This is a genomic window from Serratia sp. P2ACOL2, assembly GCF_003691565.1.
GTDB classification, from domain to species: domain Bacteria; phylum Pseudomonadota; class Gammaproteobacteria; order Enterobacterales; family Enterobacteriaceae; genus Serratia; species Serratia liquefaciens.
In genome coordinates this window covers 4,238,585-4,254,221 of sequence record NZ_CP033162.1, presented here as the reverse complement: position 1 = coordinate 4,254,221, position 15,637 = coordinate 4,238,585, and the positions used below count along the sequence as shown (strand labels likewise).

The window sequence follows — 15,637 nt, the reverse complement described above, 5'->3', positions numbered from 1 at the left end:
CTGTGGCTGACGTCGGGCTAATCTCCGCAGCCCGACGTCAGCGCGTTGAGACCCGATGAAAATCCTGAAAACACCCTGGCTGCAGAACAGCCTGATGGCGGTCTTTCTGCTCGCGCTGGTGCTTGGCGCCATTCGGCTATGGCCGCACCCGCCGTTGGCGCAAGAATTACCGCTGTCCTCCACCTACTATGATCGTCAAGGTACGCTGATGCGCATCACGCTGGCCAATGACGATCGTTACCGGCTGTGGACTCCGCTGGAAGACATTTCACCTTTGGCGGTGCGTGGTCTGCTGCTGCATGAGGATCGGTGGTTTTACTACAATCCCGGTTTTAACCCCGTTAGCCTGGCGCGCGGCTTCTGGCGCAGCTATGTTTCCGGTGGCAGGATGCAGGGCGGTTCGACCATCAGCATGCAACTGGCGCGCATGCGCTGGCATCTCAACACCCGTACGCCGGGTGGCAAACTGCTGCAGGTCGCGCGTGCGATACAGCTTGAGCTGAGCTACTCCAAGCACGATATTTTGGAAGCTTATCTGAACTATGCCCCTTACGGTCGCAATATTGAAAGCATCGGTGCCGCCAGCCTGATCTATTTCGCCAAGCCACCGCGAGACCTGACCCTGCCGGAAGCGTTAACCCTGGCCGTGTTGCCGCAGTCACCCAGTTACCGTCTGGAACCGAAAACGGGCGTGCTGGGCGTTGCCCTGACGCAGGCGCGCGACCGCTTGTTCCAGCGCTGGCAGCAAGTCTACGCGACCGACAGCAGCCAACAGGCCCTGTTTCGGCTCCCGCTAGCGCTGCGTCAACCCGAGCAGATGCCCTATATAGCACCGCACTTTATCGAGCAACTGCGCCAGCAAACTCCGCAGTGGGTGAAGCGAAACAGCCGCGTCGACACCACGCTGGACGTCGGGCTGCAACGTTTGGTCGAACGCCAGGTAAATGCCTTTATTGCCCGCAATCAGAGCCGTGGGATCCACAATGCCGCAGTGCTGCTGGTGGACAGCCGTGATATGGGGGTCAGGGCGCTGGTGGGGTCAGCAGACTATTACAACCGCCAGATTCAAGGGCAGGTGAACGGGACCCATGCCAAGCGTTCGCCCGGTTCGACCTTAAAGCCCTTTATCTATGCCCTGGGCATGGAGCAGGGCGTGCTGCATCCGATGACCATTCTGAAAGATGTACCTTCCTCATTTGGTGCCTACGCGCCGGAGAATTTTGACCGGCGTTTTCTCGGGCCGGTAACGGCCACCGATGCGCTGAATTTTAGCCGCAATATTCCCGCTGTGTACGTGGCGTCGCAGCTGCGGCAGCCGACGTTCTACCAGTTCTTGCGCCTGAGCGGCGTCGAGAATATGGCCAGCGAGAACCACTATGGTTTGTCGCTGGTATTGGGGGGCGGTGAGGTTACCGCTCAGGAACTGGCGAAACTCTATGCTTTGTTGGCGAATCGCGGCGCATTGCGCCCATTGCGCATGCTGAGTAGCGATGTGGAGACGCCGGCGGTGCGCTTGCTCAGCGAAGAGGCCAGTTTTATTACTCTGGATATGCTGCGACAACACCGACGGCCGGGAGACACGTTGGCGCAGCGCTCATCGTCGCTGCCGGTCTATTGGAAAACCGGGACTTCATGGGGATTTCGCGATGCCTGGAGCGTAGGGATTTTCGGGCCCTACGTGCTGGTGGTGTGGGAAGGGAACTTCGACAGTCGCGGCAATAATGCCCTGGTGGGTGCCGATGCAGCGGCCCCGTTATTCTTCAATATTATCGACAGTGTGCATGCCAGCTATCCCTCGCTGCGGGAGCCCCGACAGCCATTCCCGAAGCGGTTGCGGCGGGTGGATATTTGCCTGGCCAGCGGCGATTTACCTACCCCCTGGTGCCAGCAAAAGGGCAAAACCTGGTTTATTCCCGGTAAGTCACCGATCAAGGTCGACAGCGTTTATCGGCCGGTGGTGCTGGATATTCACAGCGGTGAGGTGGCCTGTCCGCCCTATGACCAGGCGCAAACCCGCACTGAAGTGTTTGAGTTCTGGCCTTCCGATCTGGCCAACGTGTTCGCTCAGGCCGGGTTGCCTAAGCGCTCGCCGCCGATAAATCGCTGCAAGGACAACGGCATTGCCGTTGGGGGTAATGCGCCGCGCATCACCTCGCCGCTCAAGAACACCACCTATACCCTGCGGCAATCGCAGCAGGGACGCGATAAAATTGCCTTCAACGCAGTGACCGATGCCGACAGCAAAACGGTGTACTGGTTTGTTGACGACATTTATCTCGGCAGCAGCGCCAGCAAAAAGGCCATCGACTGGCGGCCGATCAACAACGGGCAGTACCGCATTCGGGCGGTGGACGATCGCGGCCGGGCCGATAGTCGTCTGGTGACCATCGAATGGGTTAACTAGCCCTGACGCACTCCTGTATACTCGCGCCGGAATCTGGGCTTTTACGTAGGAAAAGAGATTGTGATTGAGGTTTTGTATCAGGACGAGCACCTGGTGGCGGTGAACAAGCCGTCCGGTTGGCTGGTGCACCGCAGCTGGCTGGATCGCCATGAAACCCGGTTTGTGATGCAGACCGTGCGCGATCAGATTGGCCAGCATGTGTTTACCGTGCATCGCCTTGATCGTCCTACATCCGGCGTGTTGCTGATGGCGCTGTCCAGCGAGGTGGCGCGGCTGTTGTCGCAGCAGCTTGAACAGCACCAAATGCAGAAAACCTACCATGCGGTGGTGCGCGGCTACGTGCTGGAAGGCGATACCCTCGATTACCCGTTGACGGAAGAGCTGGACAAAATCGCCGACAAGTTTGCCTCGGCGGACAAAGGCCCGCAGCCGGCGATCACCCATTATCGGCCGCTGGCGCAGGCAGAGATGCCGGTGGCGATTGGCCGTTACGACAGCGCACGCTACAGCCTGCTTGAGCTGAAACCGGAACATGGCCGCAAGCACCAGCTGCGGCGCCATATGGTACATATCCGCCATCCCATCATCGGTGACAGCAAGCACGGTGACCTGCGCCAGAACCGCGGCATGGCCGAGCATTTCGGTTGCTCGCGCCTGATGCTGCACGCCAGCCATCTGCAGCTGACTCATCCGGTGACCGGCAAACCGCTGCAGATTTCCGCTCGCTGGGACCAGTCCTGGCAGGGCGTTATGTCACAGTTTGGCTGGGCGGAGAGTATCCCTGAGCTTGCCGGGGTTGAGTTTCCCTCGGCTAGCGGTCAGGATAACTGATCATTTCTAAAGGTATTTAAGGGAGTAGGAGCAATGGCTCAGGTTGGAATCTTCGTGGGAACGGTTTACGGCAACTCACTGCTGGTAGCGGAAGAAGCGGAAAATATCCTCAGCGAACAGGGGCATGAGGTCAAACTGTTCGAGGAGGGCACGCTTGAAGCCTGGCAGTTTTACCGTCAGCATTACGCGTTGGTGATTACCTCCACCACCGGTCAGGGCGATTTGCCGGACAGCATTGCACCGCTGTTCCATGCCATTCGCGATCAGGTCGGCTACCAGCCAGAGCTGCGCTATGGTCTGATCGCCTTGGGTGACAGCAGCTACGATAACTTCTGCGGCGCAGGGCGCGCATTTGACGCATTGCTACAGGAGCAAGGGGCGACCCGCGTGGGTGAAGTGCTGGAAATCGATGCGATGGAACAGCCGGAGCCGGAAGTGGTTTCTTGCCCGTGGGTCGAGCAGTGGGCCACATTGCTGAAATAATTTACCCTGCGCCTGTAGGAGGCGAATATATTCGCCCCGATGAATGCGGGCGCAGCATGCTGCGCCCCTACAATCTGTAGTATCAGTTCGCTAAACCCTTACTTCCCGCGGGTCAGCTTTTCCAGATCGGATTCGATCTCGGCAATCTTGTGGGAAACTACGCCTTCCAGATGACGCAGGTCATCAAGAATTTTGCGTTTCAGATCCACTTCGACCTGGTCCCGCTGGCACAGCTGGTCCAGCTCATCGATGACGTAGCGCAGGTTCGGGTTAATTTCGTGGATTTCTTTGTAACCCTGGCCGGCATTGTCCGCGACCACGGTCTTGCGTTGGCGCGGATATTTAAATTTCACGCTTTTGGCAAAGAACTCGCCTTTATCCTTGCGGAAATAAATCTTAAGAATGTCGTTATTGGCCTCCTGACGCAGGCTATAGCGATCGACATCTTCCGGTTGATTGATTCCTAAGCTTTTCAGGTTGTCATACATAATAGCGCCACCTTATAAATAAACTTTATTCCACGGTCTGGGATTATGGCGAATAACCGCGCCAGAGACTGTGACTGCTCACGTAATGAAGACAAAAAAATAGCGGGTGATTCACCCGCTATCTTCAGCTTAGTCGATGGTGCGTAATAACTCATTAATGCCGACTTTACCGCGCGTCTTGGCATCGACTTTTTTGACGATCACCGCGCAATACAGGCTGTAAGAGCCATCTTTGGACGGCAGGTTACCGGAAACCACCACCGAGCCGGCAGGCACGCGGCCGTAGTGCACTTCGCCGGTTTCGCGGTCGTAAATGCGGGTGCTCTGGCCCAGGTATACGCCCATGGAAATCACTGAACCTTCTTCGACGATCACGCCTTCAACCACTTCTGAACGCGCGCCGATGAAGCAGTTGTCTTCAATGATGGTCGGGTTGGCCTGCAGAGGCTCCAGTACGCCACCGATACCGACGCCGCCGGACAGGTGAACGTTCTTGCCGATTTGCGCGCAAGAGCCGACGGTAGCCCAGGTGTCAACCATGCTGCCTTCGTCAACGTAAGCACCGATGTTCACATAGGATGGCATCAGCACCGTGTTGCGGGCGATGAATGCGCCCTGGCGAACGGTAGCCGGTGGCACTACGCGGAAGCCTTCTTTCTGGAAGCGCGCTTCGTCGTAATCAGCGAACTTCATCGGAACCTTGTCGTAATAACGGGTTTCGGCACCGTCCATCACTTTGTTGTCGTTGATGCGGAAAGAAAGCAGCACGGCCTTTTTCAGCCACTGATGCGTTACCCACTGACCGTCAATCTTCTCGGCAACGCGCAGGGCGCCGCTGTCCAGCAGGCCGATCACCTGGTTTACCGCTTCGCGCGTTACGGTGTCTACGTTCGCCGGGGTGATTTCCGCGCGGCGTTCGAAGGCGTTTTCAATAACGTTTTGTAATTGCTGCATGCTGTTCTCTGTCCTGATGTTGTCTACGAAAAGGTTACTTGTATCACATTTTATCGTTTGGATTGAGGGCCTCTGTCAACCGTTGTTCCAACTTTCTGCGCGTTTCTGGGTTAAGGGCGCGTCGATCGCTGTCGGCCAGAATAAATAAATCCTCGACCCGTTCGCCGATGGTGGAGATGCGCGCGCCGTGCAGTGACAAACCGAGATCGGCGAACACTTCGCCCACCCGGGCCAGCAGGCCTGGCTGATCGAGCGCGGTCAGTTCCAGATAGCTGCGGCGGTCGGTGTGGGTCGGCAGGAAGCTGACTTCCGTCGGTACGCTGAAATGACGCAGCTTGGAGGACGGCCTGCGTACGCGCGGCGGCTGATATTCCCGCTGGGTAATGGCCTGCACCAACGCATGACGGATCGCCGCATGGCGGTCCTGCGCCAGCGGGCTGCCATCCGGCTCCAGTACGATAAAGGTATCCATTGCCATGCCGTCGCGGTTGGTGAAGATTTGCGCGTCATGCACGCTCAGGTTACGGCGATCCATTTCGCCGGCCACGGCGGCAAACAGGTACGGGCGATCCGGACTCCAGATGAAAATCTCGGTACCGCCGCGCGTCGCCTGACGGCTGACCAGCACCAGCGGCTTGGTGGAGTCGTGTGCCAGCAGATGGCGTGCGTGCCAGGCCAATTGGTTCGGCGAATGGCGCAGGAAGTAATCGGCGCGACAGCGGCTCCAGATACGGTGCAGCGCTTCTTCGTCGATATTGTCCATGCGCAGCAGCGCCAGCGCTTGCAGGCGGTGGTGACGCACGCGTTCGCGCAAATCAGGGCTGTTCTGCATGCCGCGGCGCAGCTGTTTTTCGGTAGCGAAATAGAGCTCACGCAACAGGCTCTGTTTCCAGCTGTTCCACAGGGTCTCGTTGGTGGCGCAGATGTCCGCTACGGTCAGGCAAACCAGATAACGCAGGCGGGTTTCACTCTGCACTTCGGCGCTAAACTGCTGAATCACCGTCGGATCCTGAATGTCGCGCCGTTGGGCGGTGACCGACATCAGTAAATGGCAGCGAACCAGCCAGGCCACCAGTTGAGACTCACGGGAATTCAAACCGTGCAGCTCGGCGAACTCCAACGCGTCCTGCGCGCCGAGGATCGAGTGGTCGCCGCCGCGGCCTTTGGCGATATCGTGGAACAGCGCCGCCAGCAGCAGAAGTTCAGGGTTCGGCAGGCGCGGATACAGCTCAACGCACAGCGGGTGACGTGGTCGCGTTTCGGCATCGGCAAAGCTTTCCAGTTTTTGCAGGACGCGAACGGTGTGTTCGTCGACGGTGTAGGCATGAAACAGGTCGAACTGCATTTGCCCGACAATTTTGCCCCACTGCGGCATATAGGCCCACAGTACGCTGTGGCGGTGCATCGGCACCAGCGCCCGTGAAACGGCGCCTGGATGGCGCAGGATGGCCATAAACAGATCGCGTGCTTCCGCAATGGTGCACAGCGGCTGTTTCAGATGGCGGCGCGCATGACGCAACTGGCGGACGGTGGTGGAGTAAATGCCTTTGATTTCGCGGTTGCGCACCATCAGGTAGAACATCCGCATGATCGATTCCGGCTGACGAATAAACAGCGTTTCGTCACGCAGGTCGATCAGGTCGCCACGCAGTTGAAAATCTTCGTTCAACGGCCGGGGTTTTTCCGTGGCGTCCAGGGCCAGAATCGCCTCATCGAACAGTTGCAGCAGCATGTGGTTCAGTTCGCCGACGCGGCGGGTCATGCGATAAAAATCTTTCATCATGCGCTCGACCGGTTCGTTGCCTTCCCCCTCATAACGCAGCAACTGCGCCACGTTAAGCTGGCGATCGAACAGCAGTCGGTTATCGTAGCGGGGCAACACCAGATGCAGCGCGAAGCGAATGCGCCACAGGAAGCTTTGGCATTCGTTAAGCTCGTTGCGTTCGGCCTGGGTCAGAAAACCAAAGCCGACCATTTCGTCCAGCGAAGTGGCGCCGAAGTGACGGCGCGCTACCCACAGCAGGGTGTGAATGTCCCGCAGGCCACCGGGGCTGCTCTTGATGTCCGGCTCCAGATTGTAGCTGGTGCCGTGGTAGCGTTGGTGGCGCTCTTGCTGTTCGACCAACTTGGCGTGGAAAAATTGGGGGGAGGGCCAGAAGCCGTCGCTGAAAATGTGCTTTTGCATTTGCAGGAACAAGGCCACATCGCCGCAGATCATGCGTGATTCAATCAGGTTGGTGGCGACGGTCAGATCCGCCAGACCCTCCAGCAGGCACTCCTCGAGCGTACGTACGCTGTGGCCCACTTCCAGCTTAAGATCCCACAGCAGGGTGATAAACTCCCCCACGCGCTGGGATTGCTGTTCATTCAGCCGGCGCTGGCTCAGCACCAGCACGTCAATGTCCGAAAGCGGGTGCAATTCGCCACGGCCATAACCGCCGACCGCCACCAAAGCGGTTTCCGGGATATCTTCGAAACCGTAGAACACCCACAGGCGACGCAGCAGGCGATCGATAAAGTCGCTGCGGGCGGCGACCAGGCTTTCGGCGCTGGAGCCGGCATTGAACGCTTCTGCCAGCCACAGTTGGAACTGTTCGAGGCGCTGTTTCAGCGCGACGCAGTTGAGCTCCTCATCGCCATAGGCGTTGGGATATTCAGGCTGCTCCGGCACGGCCTGTCGTGGAATGACCGAGGTGTCTTGTTGGCGAAAGTTTTCAGACATAGTACGCAGCCCATAAAAAAGGCCGGCAAAAGCCGGCCTGTGACATCATGCATCGCGGCAATACGCCGCGGCGCTTACATCTCGTGCGTAATGATGTTGGGGATGGTGTCATCCTTGCGCAACGTCATTATCTCGCAGCCGTTATCTGTGACCACAATAGTATGCTCATACTGCGCCGACAAGCTGCGATCCTTAGTTTTTACCGTCCAGCCGTCTTTCATGGTGCGGATGCGGTAATCACCGGCATTGACCATTGGCTCGATGGTGAAGGCCATGCCAGGTTGCAGTACCACACCGCCGTCGTCGGCATCATAGTGCAGCACCTGCGGTTCTTCGTGGAACACTTCGCCAATGCCGTGGCCACAGTATTCGCGCACCACGGAAAAGTTTTCGGCTTCAACGAATTTCTGGATCTCTTTACCCAGCGTGCGCAGGCGGATGCCAGGCTTCACCATTTTCAGCGACAGATAAAGGCTTTCCTGCGTGATGCGGCACAGACGCTCTCCCAGAATGGTCGGTTTGCCGACGATGAACATCTTGGATGTGTCGCCGTGGAAACCCTCTTTGATCACGGTAACGTCGATATTCACGATGTCGCCGTCCTTCAGAACCTTGTCATCGCTCGGAATGCCGTGGCAGACCACTTCATTAACCGAGATGCACACGGATTTCGGGAAACCGTGGTAGCCCAGACAGGCGGAAATCGCCTGCTGCTTGTTGGTGATGTGGTCGTGACAGATACGATCGAGTTCGCCGGTGGTCACGCCAGGCTTGACGTGCGGCTCGATGATTTCCAGCACTTCGGCAGCCAGACGGCCGGCCACGCGCATTTTTTGGATGTCATCAGGTGTTTTAATTGAGATTGCCATGAAATTCGTCCGCAGGTGTCGTGCTCGCCGACAACAGAAAGAAATAATAAGAAGCAGTCTCTTATGGTATCAGCCCGGCCTGAGGCTGCCAAATTTGATTTCTCGACGATGACGACTGTGGCAACAAAAGTTGGTGTCCGGGGTGGGTTTATGGTATAAAGCGCGCCGGCAGATCCGCGTCTTGGTCCTTGCGATAAGGACGGGAAAGGCCGAAAATACTTTAACTGCACTCACATTGTGTAAATAACACACACGTATCGGCACATCCGCCGGGGTGCCCTGAGGTGATTTATCACCGCCAGGGTCGGCGTTATGGGATACGTGGAGGCATAACCCCAACTCACTCTATAGAGGTTTAATCATGGCAACTGTTTCCATGCGCGACATGCTCCAGGCTGGTGTACACTTTGGTCACCAGACCCGTTACTGGAACCCGAAAATGAAGCCTTTCATCTTCGGCGCACGTAACAAGGTTCACATCATCAACCTGGAAAAAACTGTACCAATGGCCAACGCAGCACTGGCTGAACTGACCAAGATCTCTTCCCGTAAAGGTAAGATCCTGTTCGTTGGTACTAAGCGCGCAGCAAGCGAAGCGGTAAAAGAATATGCTAACACCTGCGATCAGTTCTTCGTGAACCATCGCTGGTTGGGCGGCATGCTGACTAACTGGAAAACCGTTCGTCAGTCAATCAAACGTTTGAAAGATCTGGAAATCCAGTCTCAAGATGGCACCTTCGACAAGCTGACCAAGAAAGAGGCGCTGATGCGTACTCGCGAATTGGCCAAGCTGGAAAACTCCCTGGGTGGTATCAAAGACATGGGTGGTCTGCCTGACGCTCTGTTCGTTATCGATGCCGATCACGAACACATCGCGATCAAAGAAGCCAACAACCTGGGTATCCCGGTATTCTCTATCGTTGATACCAACTCCGATCCAGACGGCGTTGACTTCATCATCCCTGGTAACGACGATGCAATCCGTGCAATCAAATTGTACCTGACTGCCGTTGCTGCCGCCGTCCGTGAAGGTCGTTCTCAAGATCTGGCCGTTCAAGCGGAAGAAAGCTTCGTAGAAGCTGAATAATAAGGCAAGCTCGTCACTGAGCCCTTATTAACCAGGTATTGAATATGTTGGTTAGGGGGGCCTTTATTGGCCCCCTTTGCTTATCTGAATGAGAACTGTCTCTACGTGAGATAACCGAGGAAAAAGAAATGGCTGATATTACCGCTGCTCTGGTAAAAGAACTGCGCGAGCGTACTGGCGCTGGCATGATGGATTGCAAAAAAGCTCTGGTCGAATCTAACGGCGACATCGAGCTGGCAATCGAAAACATGCGTAAATCTGGCGCGATCAAAGCGGCGAAAAAAGCAGGCAACGTAGCTGCTGACGGCGTGATCAAAACCAAGATCGAAGGCAACTACGGCGTGATCCTGGAAGTAAACTGCCAGACTGACTTCGTTGCTAAAGATGCCGGTTTCCAGGCATTCGCTGACAAAGTGCTGGACGCTGCTGTTGCAGGCAAAATCACTGACGTTGAAGTGTTGAAAGCACAGTTCGAAGAAGAACGTGTAGCGCTGGTTGCCAAAATCGGTGAAAACATCAACATCCGTCGCGTGGCTTCCCTGGAAGGCGAAGTGCTGGGCAGCTACCTGCACGGCGCACGTATCGGCGTTCTGATCGCGGCTAAAGGCGCTGACGAAGAGCTGGTTAAACAAATCGCCATGCACGTTGCAGCGAGCAAGCCAGAATTCGTTAAGCCTGAAGATGTGTCTGCTGAAGTGGTAGAAAAAGAGTACCAGGTTCAGCTGGACATCGCCATGCAGTCTGGCAAGCCGAAAGAAATCGCTGAGAAAATGGTTGAAGGCCGCATGAAGAAATTCACCGGCGAAGTTTCTCTGACCGGTCAGCCTTTCGTTATCGAACCAAGCAAAACCGTTGGCCAGGTGCTGAAAGAGCACAATGCTGACGTCGTTAACTTCATCCGCTTCGAAGTGGGCGAAGGCATCGAAAAAGCGGCAAATGACTTTGCTGCTGAAGTTGCTGCAATGAGCAAGCAGTCTTAATGACTGTTAATGGAGCCGCCGTCTGGCGGTTCCATTTTATCCAGCCAGAATTACACCGGTGGCAGGCCCTGTGGCATGATACTCAGCACAGGCGCACTTCATCGGCTGAAATCCCCAATACTAATACTGCTTCTTAGGACAGAACACCATGGCAACCAATGCAAAACCCGTATATCAGCGTATTCTGCTCAAACTGAGTGGCGAAGCCCTGCAAGGCGCAGAAGGTTTTGGTATCGACGCTAGCGTTTTGGATCGCATGGCTCAGGAAGTTAAAGAGCTGGTCGAACTGGGAATTCAGGTCGGTGTAGTTATTGGCGGCGGTAACCTGTTCCGCGGCGCGGGCCTGGCGCAGGCCGGCATGAACCGCGTAGTGGGCGACCACATGGGAATGCTGGCTACTGTGATGAACGGCCTGGCTATGCGTGATGCACTGCACCGTGCCTATGTGAACGCCCGCCTGATGTCAGCCATTCCGTTGAACGGCGTGTGCGACAACTACAGCTGGGCCGAGGCGATCAGCCTGCTGCGTAATAACCGCGTGGTGATCTTCTCCGCCGGTACCGGCAACCCGTTCTTCACCACCGATTCTGCTGCGTGTCTGCGCGGGATCGAGATCGAAGCGGACGTGGTATTGAAAGCGACTAAAGTGGATGGTGTATACTCCGCTGATCCGGTTAAAAATCCGGATGCAACGCTGTACGAACATATCACCTATCAAGATGTACTGGAGCGCGAGCTGAAAGTGATGGATCTGGCGGCGTTTACGCTGGCCCGCGATCACGGTCTGCCGATTCGCGTATTCAACATGAACAAGCCAGGTGCGTTGCGCCGGGTGGTGATGGGTGAGAACGAAGGCACGCTGATCAGCAAATAAGGCTGTTCTGCCCAATTTAGCGGGAGCGGGTAACGTGGTGCGTTATGTGCTCTCCTTGAGTAAAATTCACGGGCTATACTGTGGTATGGCCTGCCAAGTCTCCAGCTTCCAAGGGTTTGCAACGTGATTAATGAAATCAGAAAAGATGCTGATTCACGCATGGAAAAAAGCGTAGAAGCATTCAAAAACCAAATCAGCAAAATCCGTACCGGCCGTGCTTCTCCAAGCATCCTGGACGGCATCATGGTGGAATACTATGGTTCTGCAACGCCGCTGCGTCAGTTGGCTAACGTGACCGTAGAAGACTCCCGTACCCTGGCAATCAACCTGTTTGATCGCTCCCTGGGTTCAGCGGTAGAAAAGGCCATCATGGCGTCTGATCTGGGCCTGAACCCAAGCTCAGCCGGCAGCGTGATCCGTGTTCCGCTGCCTCCGTTGACCGAAGAGCGCCGTAAAGACCTGATCAAAGTGGTGCGCGGTGAAGCCGAGCAGGGCCGTGTTGCCGTACGTAACGTGCGCCGTGACGCCAACGACAAAGTGAAGGCGTTGCTGAAAGACAAAGAAATCAGCGAAGACGAAGATCGTCGTTCTCAGGACGACATTCAGAAAATGACCGACGCCTACATCAAGCTGCTCGATGCCGCGCTGGCGGACAAAGAAAAAGAGCTGATGGAATTCTAATCAGCATCGCGCAGAAAAAAAGCGTCGCCTGGGCGGCGCTTTGTTTTTTGTGGCGCAGATCCCGTTTCATCGTGCTGATTGATCATGGACAAGCGGTGGCGAAGGTTACACACTGGAGCACCTCCGATCTCATCAGACAGTTATTCAGAGTGAGCTCATGAAGCAACTGACTATTCTTGGCTCCACCGGCTCAGTGGGGACCAGTACCCTGGCCGTGGTCAGGGAAAACCCCGACCGTTTTGCGATTAGAGCGCTGGTTGCCGGCCACAACGTAGCGGTTATGGCGCAGCAGTGCATGGAGTTTCGTCCGACCTATGCCGCGATGGCAGACGAAGGCGCAGCGCGTGAATTGCGCATCCTGCTGTCGGAAAATGGCGTTGCCACCGAGGTGATGGCGGGCGAGCAGGCCGCTTGTGAACTGGCGGCGTTGGATGACGTTGATCAGGTCACCGCCGCCATCGTCGGCGCTGCCGGGTTGCTACCAACGCTGGCGGCAATTCGCGCAGGCAAGCAGGTGCTGCTGGCGAACAAAGAGTCGCTGGTGACCTGTGGGCGCCTATTTATGGACGCGGTGCAAAAAAGTCAGACGCAGTTGCTGCCGCTGGACAGCGAGCATAACGCGATTTTTCAGAGTTTGCCTGAGAGCATTCAGCGTCAGTTGGGATACTCTTCATTAGACAGTCATGGTGTGTCGCGCATCGTGCTCACCGGTTCCGGCGGCCCGTTCCGCACCACGCCACTGGAACAGTTTGCCACGATGACGCCGGATCAGGCCTGTGCCCATCCCAATTGGTCGATGGGGCGCAAGATCTCGGTGGATTCCGCCACCATGATGAACAAAGGACTGGAATATATTGAGGCCCGCTGGCTGTTTAACGCCTCGGCTGAACAAATGGAAGTGATTCTGCATCCGCAGTCGGTGATCCACTCGATGGTGCGCTACACCGATGGCAGCGTACTGGCCCAGTTGGGCACGCCGGATATGCGCACGCCGATCGCCCATGCTATGGCTTACCCGCAGCGGGTCAGTTCTGGCGTGGAAGCGTTGGATTTTTGTCGCATCGGCTCGCTGACCTTTGCCGAACCTGAACGGGAACGTTATCCCTGCCTGTATCTCGCCATCGAGGCCTTTGACGCCGGGCAGGCGGCAACCACCGCACTGAACGCGGCTAACGAAGTGGCCGTGGCGGCGTTCCTGCAGGAACAGATTCGCTTTACCGATATTGCGGCGGTGAACCAAAAAGTGGTCGAACGGCTATCCCTGCAGGAACCGTCCTGCATTGATGCGGTCTTAGAAATAGATCGCCAGGCACGTGAGGTTGCAGTTGGGTTGGTTAAATCACTGCGTAACTGATAACGGCATTTATCTTATTTTGTTCGCAAATTACGCGTGCCGCAGTGGGGCCGTTTGTTCAGGCCCGGCTGAGGTGATATAGTCTGCGCCACTTGTCAGCGGTTATACCGTTGAATTCTGGCCCGATTGATATCTCGAACGCCAACGGAGCAGCGGAAATTACCGACTGTCTCCAGGCAGACTGAAAAGCCGTGTCGGGCACACGGCTTTTTTTGCGCGTAAGGGCCTGATGTTCCGGAAGGGCAGTTGTATTTCTATTGAGGAAATAAGTACGAGTTATGTCGTCCGCAAATCAACAAGAGGCTAATCCGTCCACTCTGGGGCCACGGCATGTTGCCATTATCATGGACGGTAACGGGCGCTGGGCTAAACGTCAGGGTAAGTTACGTGTCTTCGGTCATAAAGCAGGGGTGAAATCGGTTCGTCGCGCGGTCAGTTTTGCCGCCAACAACCATTTAGATGCGCTCACGCTTTATGCCTTCAGCAGCGAGAACTGGAACCGTCCGGTGCAGGAAGTCTCCGCCCTCATGGAGCTTTTCGTCCGAGCCTTGGACAGCGAAGTAAAAAGCCTGCATAAACATAACGTCAGACTGCGGGTGATCGGCGATATCAGCCGTTTCAGCGCGCGTTTGCAAGAGCGGATCCGTCGCTCTGAGCAACTGACTGAAAATAACGATGGCCTGACACTCAACATTGCTGCCAACTATGGCGGCCGTTGGGATATTATTCAGGGAGTAAGGGAACTGGCTGAGCAGGTGAAGGACGGTTCGCTGCGTCCGGATCAAATTAGCGAAGAATTACTGGGTGAGCGGGTCTGCATGAGCGATCTGTCACCGGTGGATCTGGTGATCCGCACGGGCGGTGAACACCGCATCAGTAACTTCTTACTGTGGCAAATTGCTTATGCCGAACTTTACTTTACTGATGTACTCTGGCCTGATTTTGATGAACTTGTCTTTGAAGGTGCGCTGAATGCATTTGCACAACGCGAGCGTCGCTTCGGGGGAACAACACCTATCGGCGCCAATGCGTCCTAGGGGGAACTTTTGCTGAAGTATCGCCTCATAACGGCTCTGATTTTAATCCCGATTGTTATCGCGGCGTTGTTCTTGCTGCCGCCGGTGGGCTTTGCCCTGGTAACGCTGGTTGTGTGCATGCTGGCAGCCTGGGAGTGGGGCCAACTGGCCGGTTTTACCTCCCGCTCGCAGCGCATCTGGCTGGCGATATTGTGCGGCTTCCTGCTGGCGCTGATGATGCTCAGCATTCCGGCCTACCACCAGTCGGTTCACCTGCCTCAGGTAGGCGGGCCACTGTGGCTGTCACTTGTCTGGTGGTTGGCGGCGCTGCTGCTGGTGCTGTTTTATCCGGGGTCTGCCGCGCTGTGGCGTAATTCGCGTCCAATACGTCTGATTTTTGGTTTGCTGACCATAGTTCCGTTCTTCTGGGGCATGCTGTCGTTGCGTCAGTTCGGCTATGAACAAAACCACTTCACCGGCGCCTGGTGGCTGCTGTATGTGATGTTGCTGGTTTGGGGCGCGGATTCCGGCGCCTACATGTTCGGCAAGCTGTTCGGCAAGCATAAGCTGGCGCCAAAAGTTTCTCCGGGGAAAACCTGGGAAGGGCTCATCGGTGGTTTGATTACCTCGGCCCTGATATCCTGGTTGTTTGGCCGTTACGCCCCGTTGAATATCGTGCCGACCACCTTACTGATTTGTTCGGTGATTGCCGCACTGGCTTCCGTGCTGGGCGATCTTACCGAGAGCATGTTCAAACGCGAAGCGGGTATCAAAGACAGTGGTCATTTGATACCGGGTCATGGCGGTATACTGGATCGTATCGACAGCCTGACCGCAGCAGTGCCTGTATTTGCCTGCCTGATGCTGTTAGTGTTTTAATCCGTCAACGACGGG

Annotated in this window: 14 protein-coding genes; 10 read left to right on the top strand and 4 right to left on the bottom strand. The window is 56.1% G+C overall.

The genetic code is table 11. The features are described from left to right. The first annotated feature begins 55 nt into the window (after positions 1 to 55). The 3 genes from pbpC to EBA31_RS20600 are packed head-to-tail and all read left to right on the top strand — an operon-like array spanning position 56 to position 3,718. Positions 56 to 2,404, top strand: coding sequence for a penicillin-binding protein 1C (pbpC, locus tag EBA31_RS20610; protein WP_122080081.1), 2,349 nt, complete (start codon positions 56 to 58; stop codon positions 2,402 to 2,404). A gap of 60 nt (positions 2,405 to 2,464) precedes the next feature. Next, on the top strand, positions 2,465 to 3,235 hold the full coding sequence (gene truC / locus EBA31_RS20605) for a tRNA pseudouridine(65) synthase TruC (RefSeq protein ID WP_122080080.1): 771 nt from the start codon (positions 2,465 to 2,467) through the stop codon (positions 3,233 to 3,235). Between the two features lie 33 nt (positions 3,236 to 3,268). Further along, on the top strand, positions 3,269 to 3,718 hold the full coding sequence (locus EBA31_RS20600) for a flavodoxin (RefSeq protein ID WP_044553138.1): 450 nt from the start codon (positions 3,269 to 3,271) through the stop codon (positions 3,716 to 3,718). Positions 3,719 to 3,816: 98 nt separating this feature from the next. Here the strand turns inward: EBA31_RS20600 and EBA31_RS20595 are convergent, their stop codons facing one another. The 4 genes from EBA31_RS20595 to map all read right to left on the bottom strand — a co-directional run bounded on the left by EBA31_RS20595 (position 3,817) and on the right by map (position 8,751). Beyond that, positions 3,817 to 4,206, bottom strand: a complete 390-nt coding sequence (locus EBA31_RS20595; protein ID WP_006318690.1) for a DUF3461 family protein — start codon at positions 4,204 to 4,206, stop codon at positions 3,817 to 3,819. 129 nt (positions 4,207 to 4,335) lie between these two features. Beyond that, the gene (dapD, locus tag EBA31_RS20590; RefSeq protein WP_020828368.1) at positions 4,336 to 5,160 is read right to left on the bottom strand and encodes a 2,3,4,5-tetrahydropyridine-2,6-dicarboxylate N-succinyltransferase; all 825 of its coding nucleotides are present in this window, start codon (positions 5,158 to 5,160) and stop codon (positions 4,336 to 4,338) included. A gap of 43 nt (positions 5,161 to 5,203) precedes the next feature. Further along, positions 5,204 to 7,882: a bifunctional uridylyltransferase/uridylyl-removing protein GlnD gene (gene glnD / locus EBA31_RS20585; protein WP_122080079.1), complete on the bottom strand. Its 2,679-nt coding sequence runs from the start codon at positions 7,880 to 7,882 to the stop codon at positions 5,204 to 5,206. 74 nt (positions 7,883 to 7,956) lie between these two features. Beyond that, on the bottom strand, positions 7,957 to 8,751 hold the full coding sequence (gene map / locus EBA31_RS20580) for a type I methionyl aminopeptidase (RefSeq protein WP_020828366.1): 795 nt from the start codon (positions 8,749 to 8,751) through the stop codon (positions 7,957 to 7,959). Positions 8,752 to 9,112: 361 nt separating this feature from the next. Between map and rpsB the strand changes: the two genes are divergently transcribed. The 7 genes from rpsB (at position 9,113) to cdsA (ending at position 15,622) form a co-directional block, all read left to right on the top strand. After that, positions 9,113 to 9,838: a 30S ribosomal protein S2 gene (gene rpsB / locus EBA31_RS20570; protein WP_020828365.1), complete on the top strand. Its 726-nt coding sequence runs from the start codon at positions 9,113 to 9,115 to the stop codon at positions 9,836 to 9,838. Between the two features lie 128 nt (positions 9,839 to 9,966). Further along, entirely contained in the window at positions 9,967 to 10,818 is an 852-nt protein-coding gene (tsf, locus tag EBA31_RS20565) for a translation elongation factor Ts (protein WP_020828364.1), read from the top strand. Between the two features lie 148 nt (positions 10,819 to 10,966). Then, entirely contained in the window at positions 10,967 to 11,692 is a 726-nt protein-coding gene (gene pyrH / locus EBA31_RS20560; RefSeq protein WP_004952223.1) for a UMP kinase, read from the top strand. Positions 11,693 to 11,815: 123 nt separating this feature from the next. Further along, complete coding sequence (gene frr / locus EBA31_RS20555; RefSeq protein ID WP_020828363.1) at positions 11,816 to 12,373, top strand: ribosome recycling factor; 558 nt, start codon at positions 11,816 to 11,818, stop codon at positions 12,371 to 12,373. Positions 12,374 to 12,530: 157 nt separating this feature from the next. Further along, complete coding sequence (gene ispC, locus EBA31_RS20550; protein ID WP_122080078.1) at positions 12,531 to 13,727, top strand: 1-deoxy-D-xylulose-5-phosphate reductoisomerase; 1,197 nt, start codon at positions 12,531 to 12,533, stop codon at positions 13,725 to 13,727. 278 nt (positions 13,728 to 14,005) lie between these two features. Beyond that, on the top strand, positions 14,006 to 14,764 hold the full coding sequence (gene ispU, locus EBA31_RS20545) for a (2E,6E)-farnesyl-diphosphate-specific ditrans,polycis-undecaprenyl-diphosphate synthase (RefSeq protein WP_020828361.1): 759 nt from the start codon (positions 14,006 to 14,008) through the stop codon (positions 14,762 to 14,764). A 9-nt stretch (positions 14,765 to 14,773) separates the two neighbouring features. Continuing rightward, on the top strand, positions 14,774 to 15,622 hold the full coding sequence (cdsA, locus tag EBA31_RS20540; RefSeq protein ID WP_122080077.1) for a phosphatidate cytidylyltransferase: 849 nt from the start codon (positions 14,774 to 14,776) through the stop codon (positions 15,620 to 15,622). Positions 15,623 to 15,637 lie beyond the last annotated feature (15 nt).

Excerpts from the sequence above, each read along its gene's own strand:
- tsf (WP_020828364.1), top strand. The coding sequence starts at position 9,967 with ATGGCTGATATTACCGCTGCTCTGGTAAAAGAACTGCGCGAGCGTACT.
- ispC (WP_122080078.1), top strand. The coding sequence starts at position 12,531 with ATGAAGCAACTGACTATTCTTGGCTCCACCGGCTCAGTGGGGACCAGT.
- glnD (WP_122080079.1), bottom strand. The coding sequence starts at position 7,882 with ATGTCTGAAAACTTTCGCCAACAAGACACCTCGGTCATTCCACGACAG.
- map (WP_020828366.1), bottom strand. The coding sequence starts at position 8,751 with ATGGCAATCTCAATTAAAACACCTGATGACATCCAAAAAATGCGCGTG.
- EBA31_RS20600 (WP_044553138.1), top strand. The coding sequence starts at position 3,269 with ATGGCTCAGGTTGGAATCTTCGTGGGAACGGTTTACGGCAACTCACTG.
- pbpC (WP_122080081.1), top strand. The coding sequence starts at position 56 with ATGAAAATCCTGAAAACACCCTGGCTGCAGAACAGCCTGATGGCGGTC.
- dapD (WP_020828368.1), bottom strand. The coding sequence starts at position 5,160 with ATGCAGCAATTACAAAACGTTATTGAAAACGCCTTCGAACGCCGCGCG.
- pyrH (WP_004952223.1), top strand. The coding sequence starts at position 10,967 with ATGGCAACCAATGCAAAACCCGTATATCAGCGTATTCTGCTCAAACTG.
- rpsB (WP_020828365.1), top strand. The coding sequence starts at position 9,113 with ATGGCAACTGTTTCCATGCGCGACATGCTCCAGGCTGGTGTACACTTT.
- ispU (WP_020828361.1), top strand. The coding sequence starts at position 14,006 with ATGTCGTCCGCAAATCAACAAGAGGCTAATCCGTCCACTCTGGGGCCA.
- EBA31_RS20595 (WP_006318690.1), bottom strand. The coding sequence starts at position 4,206 with ATGTATGACAACCTGAAAAGCTTAGGAATCAATCAACCGGAAGATGTC.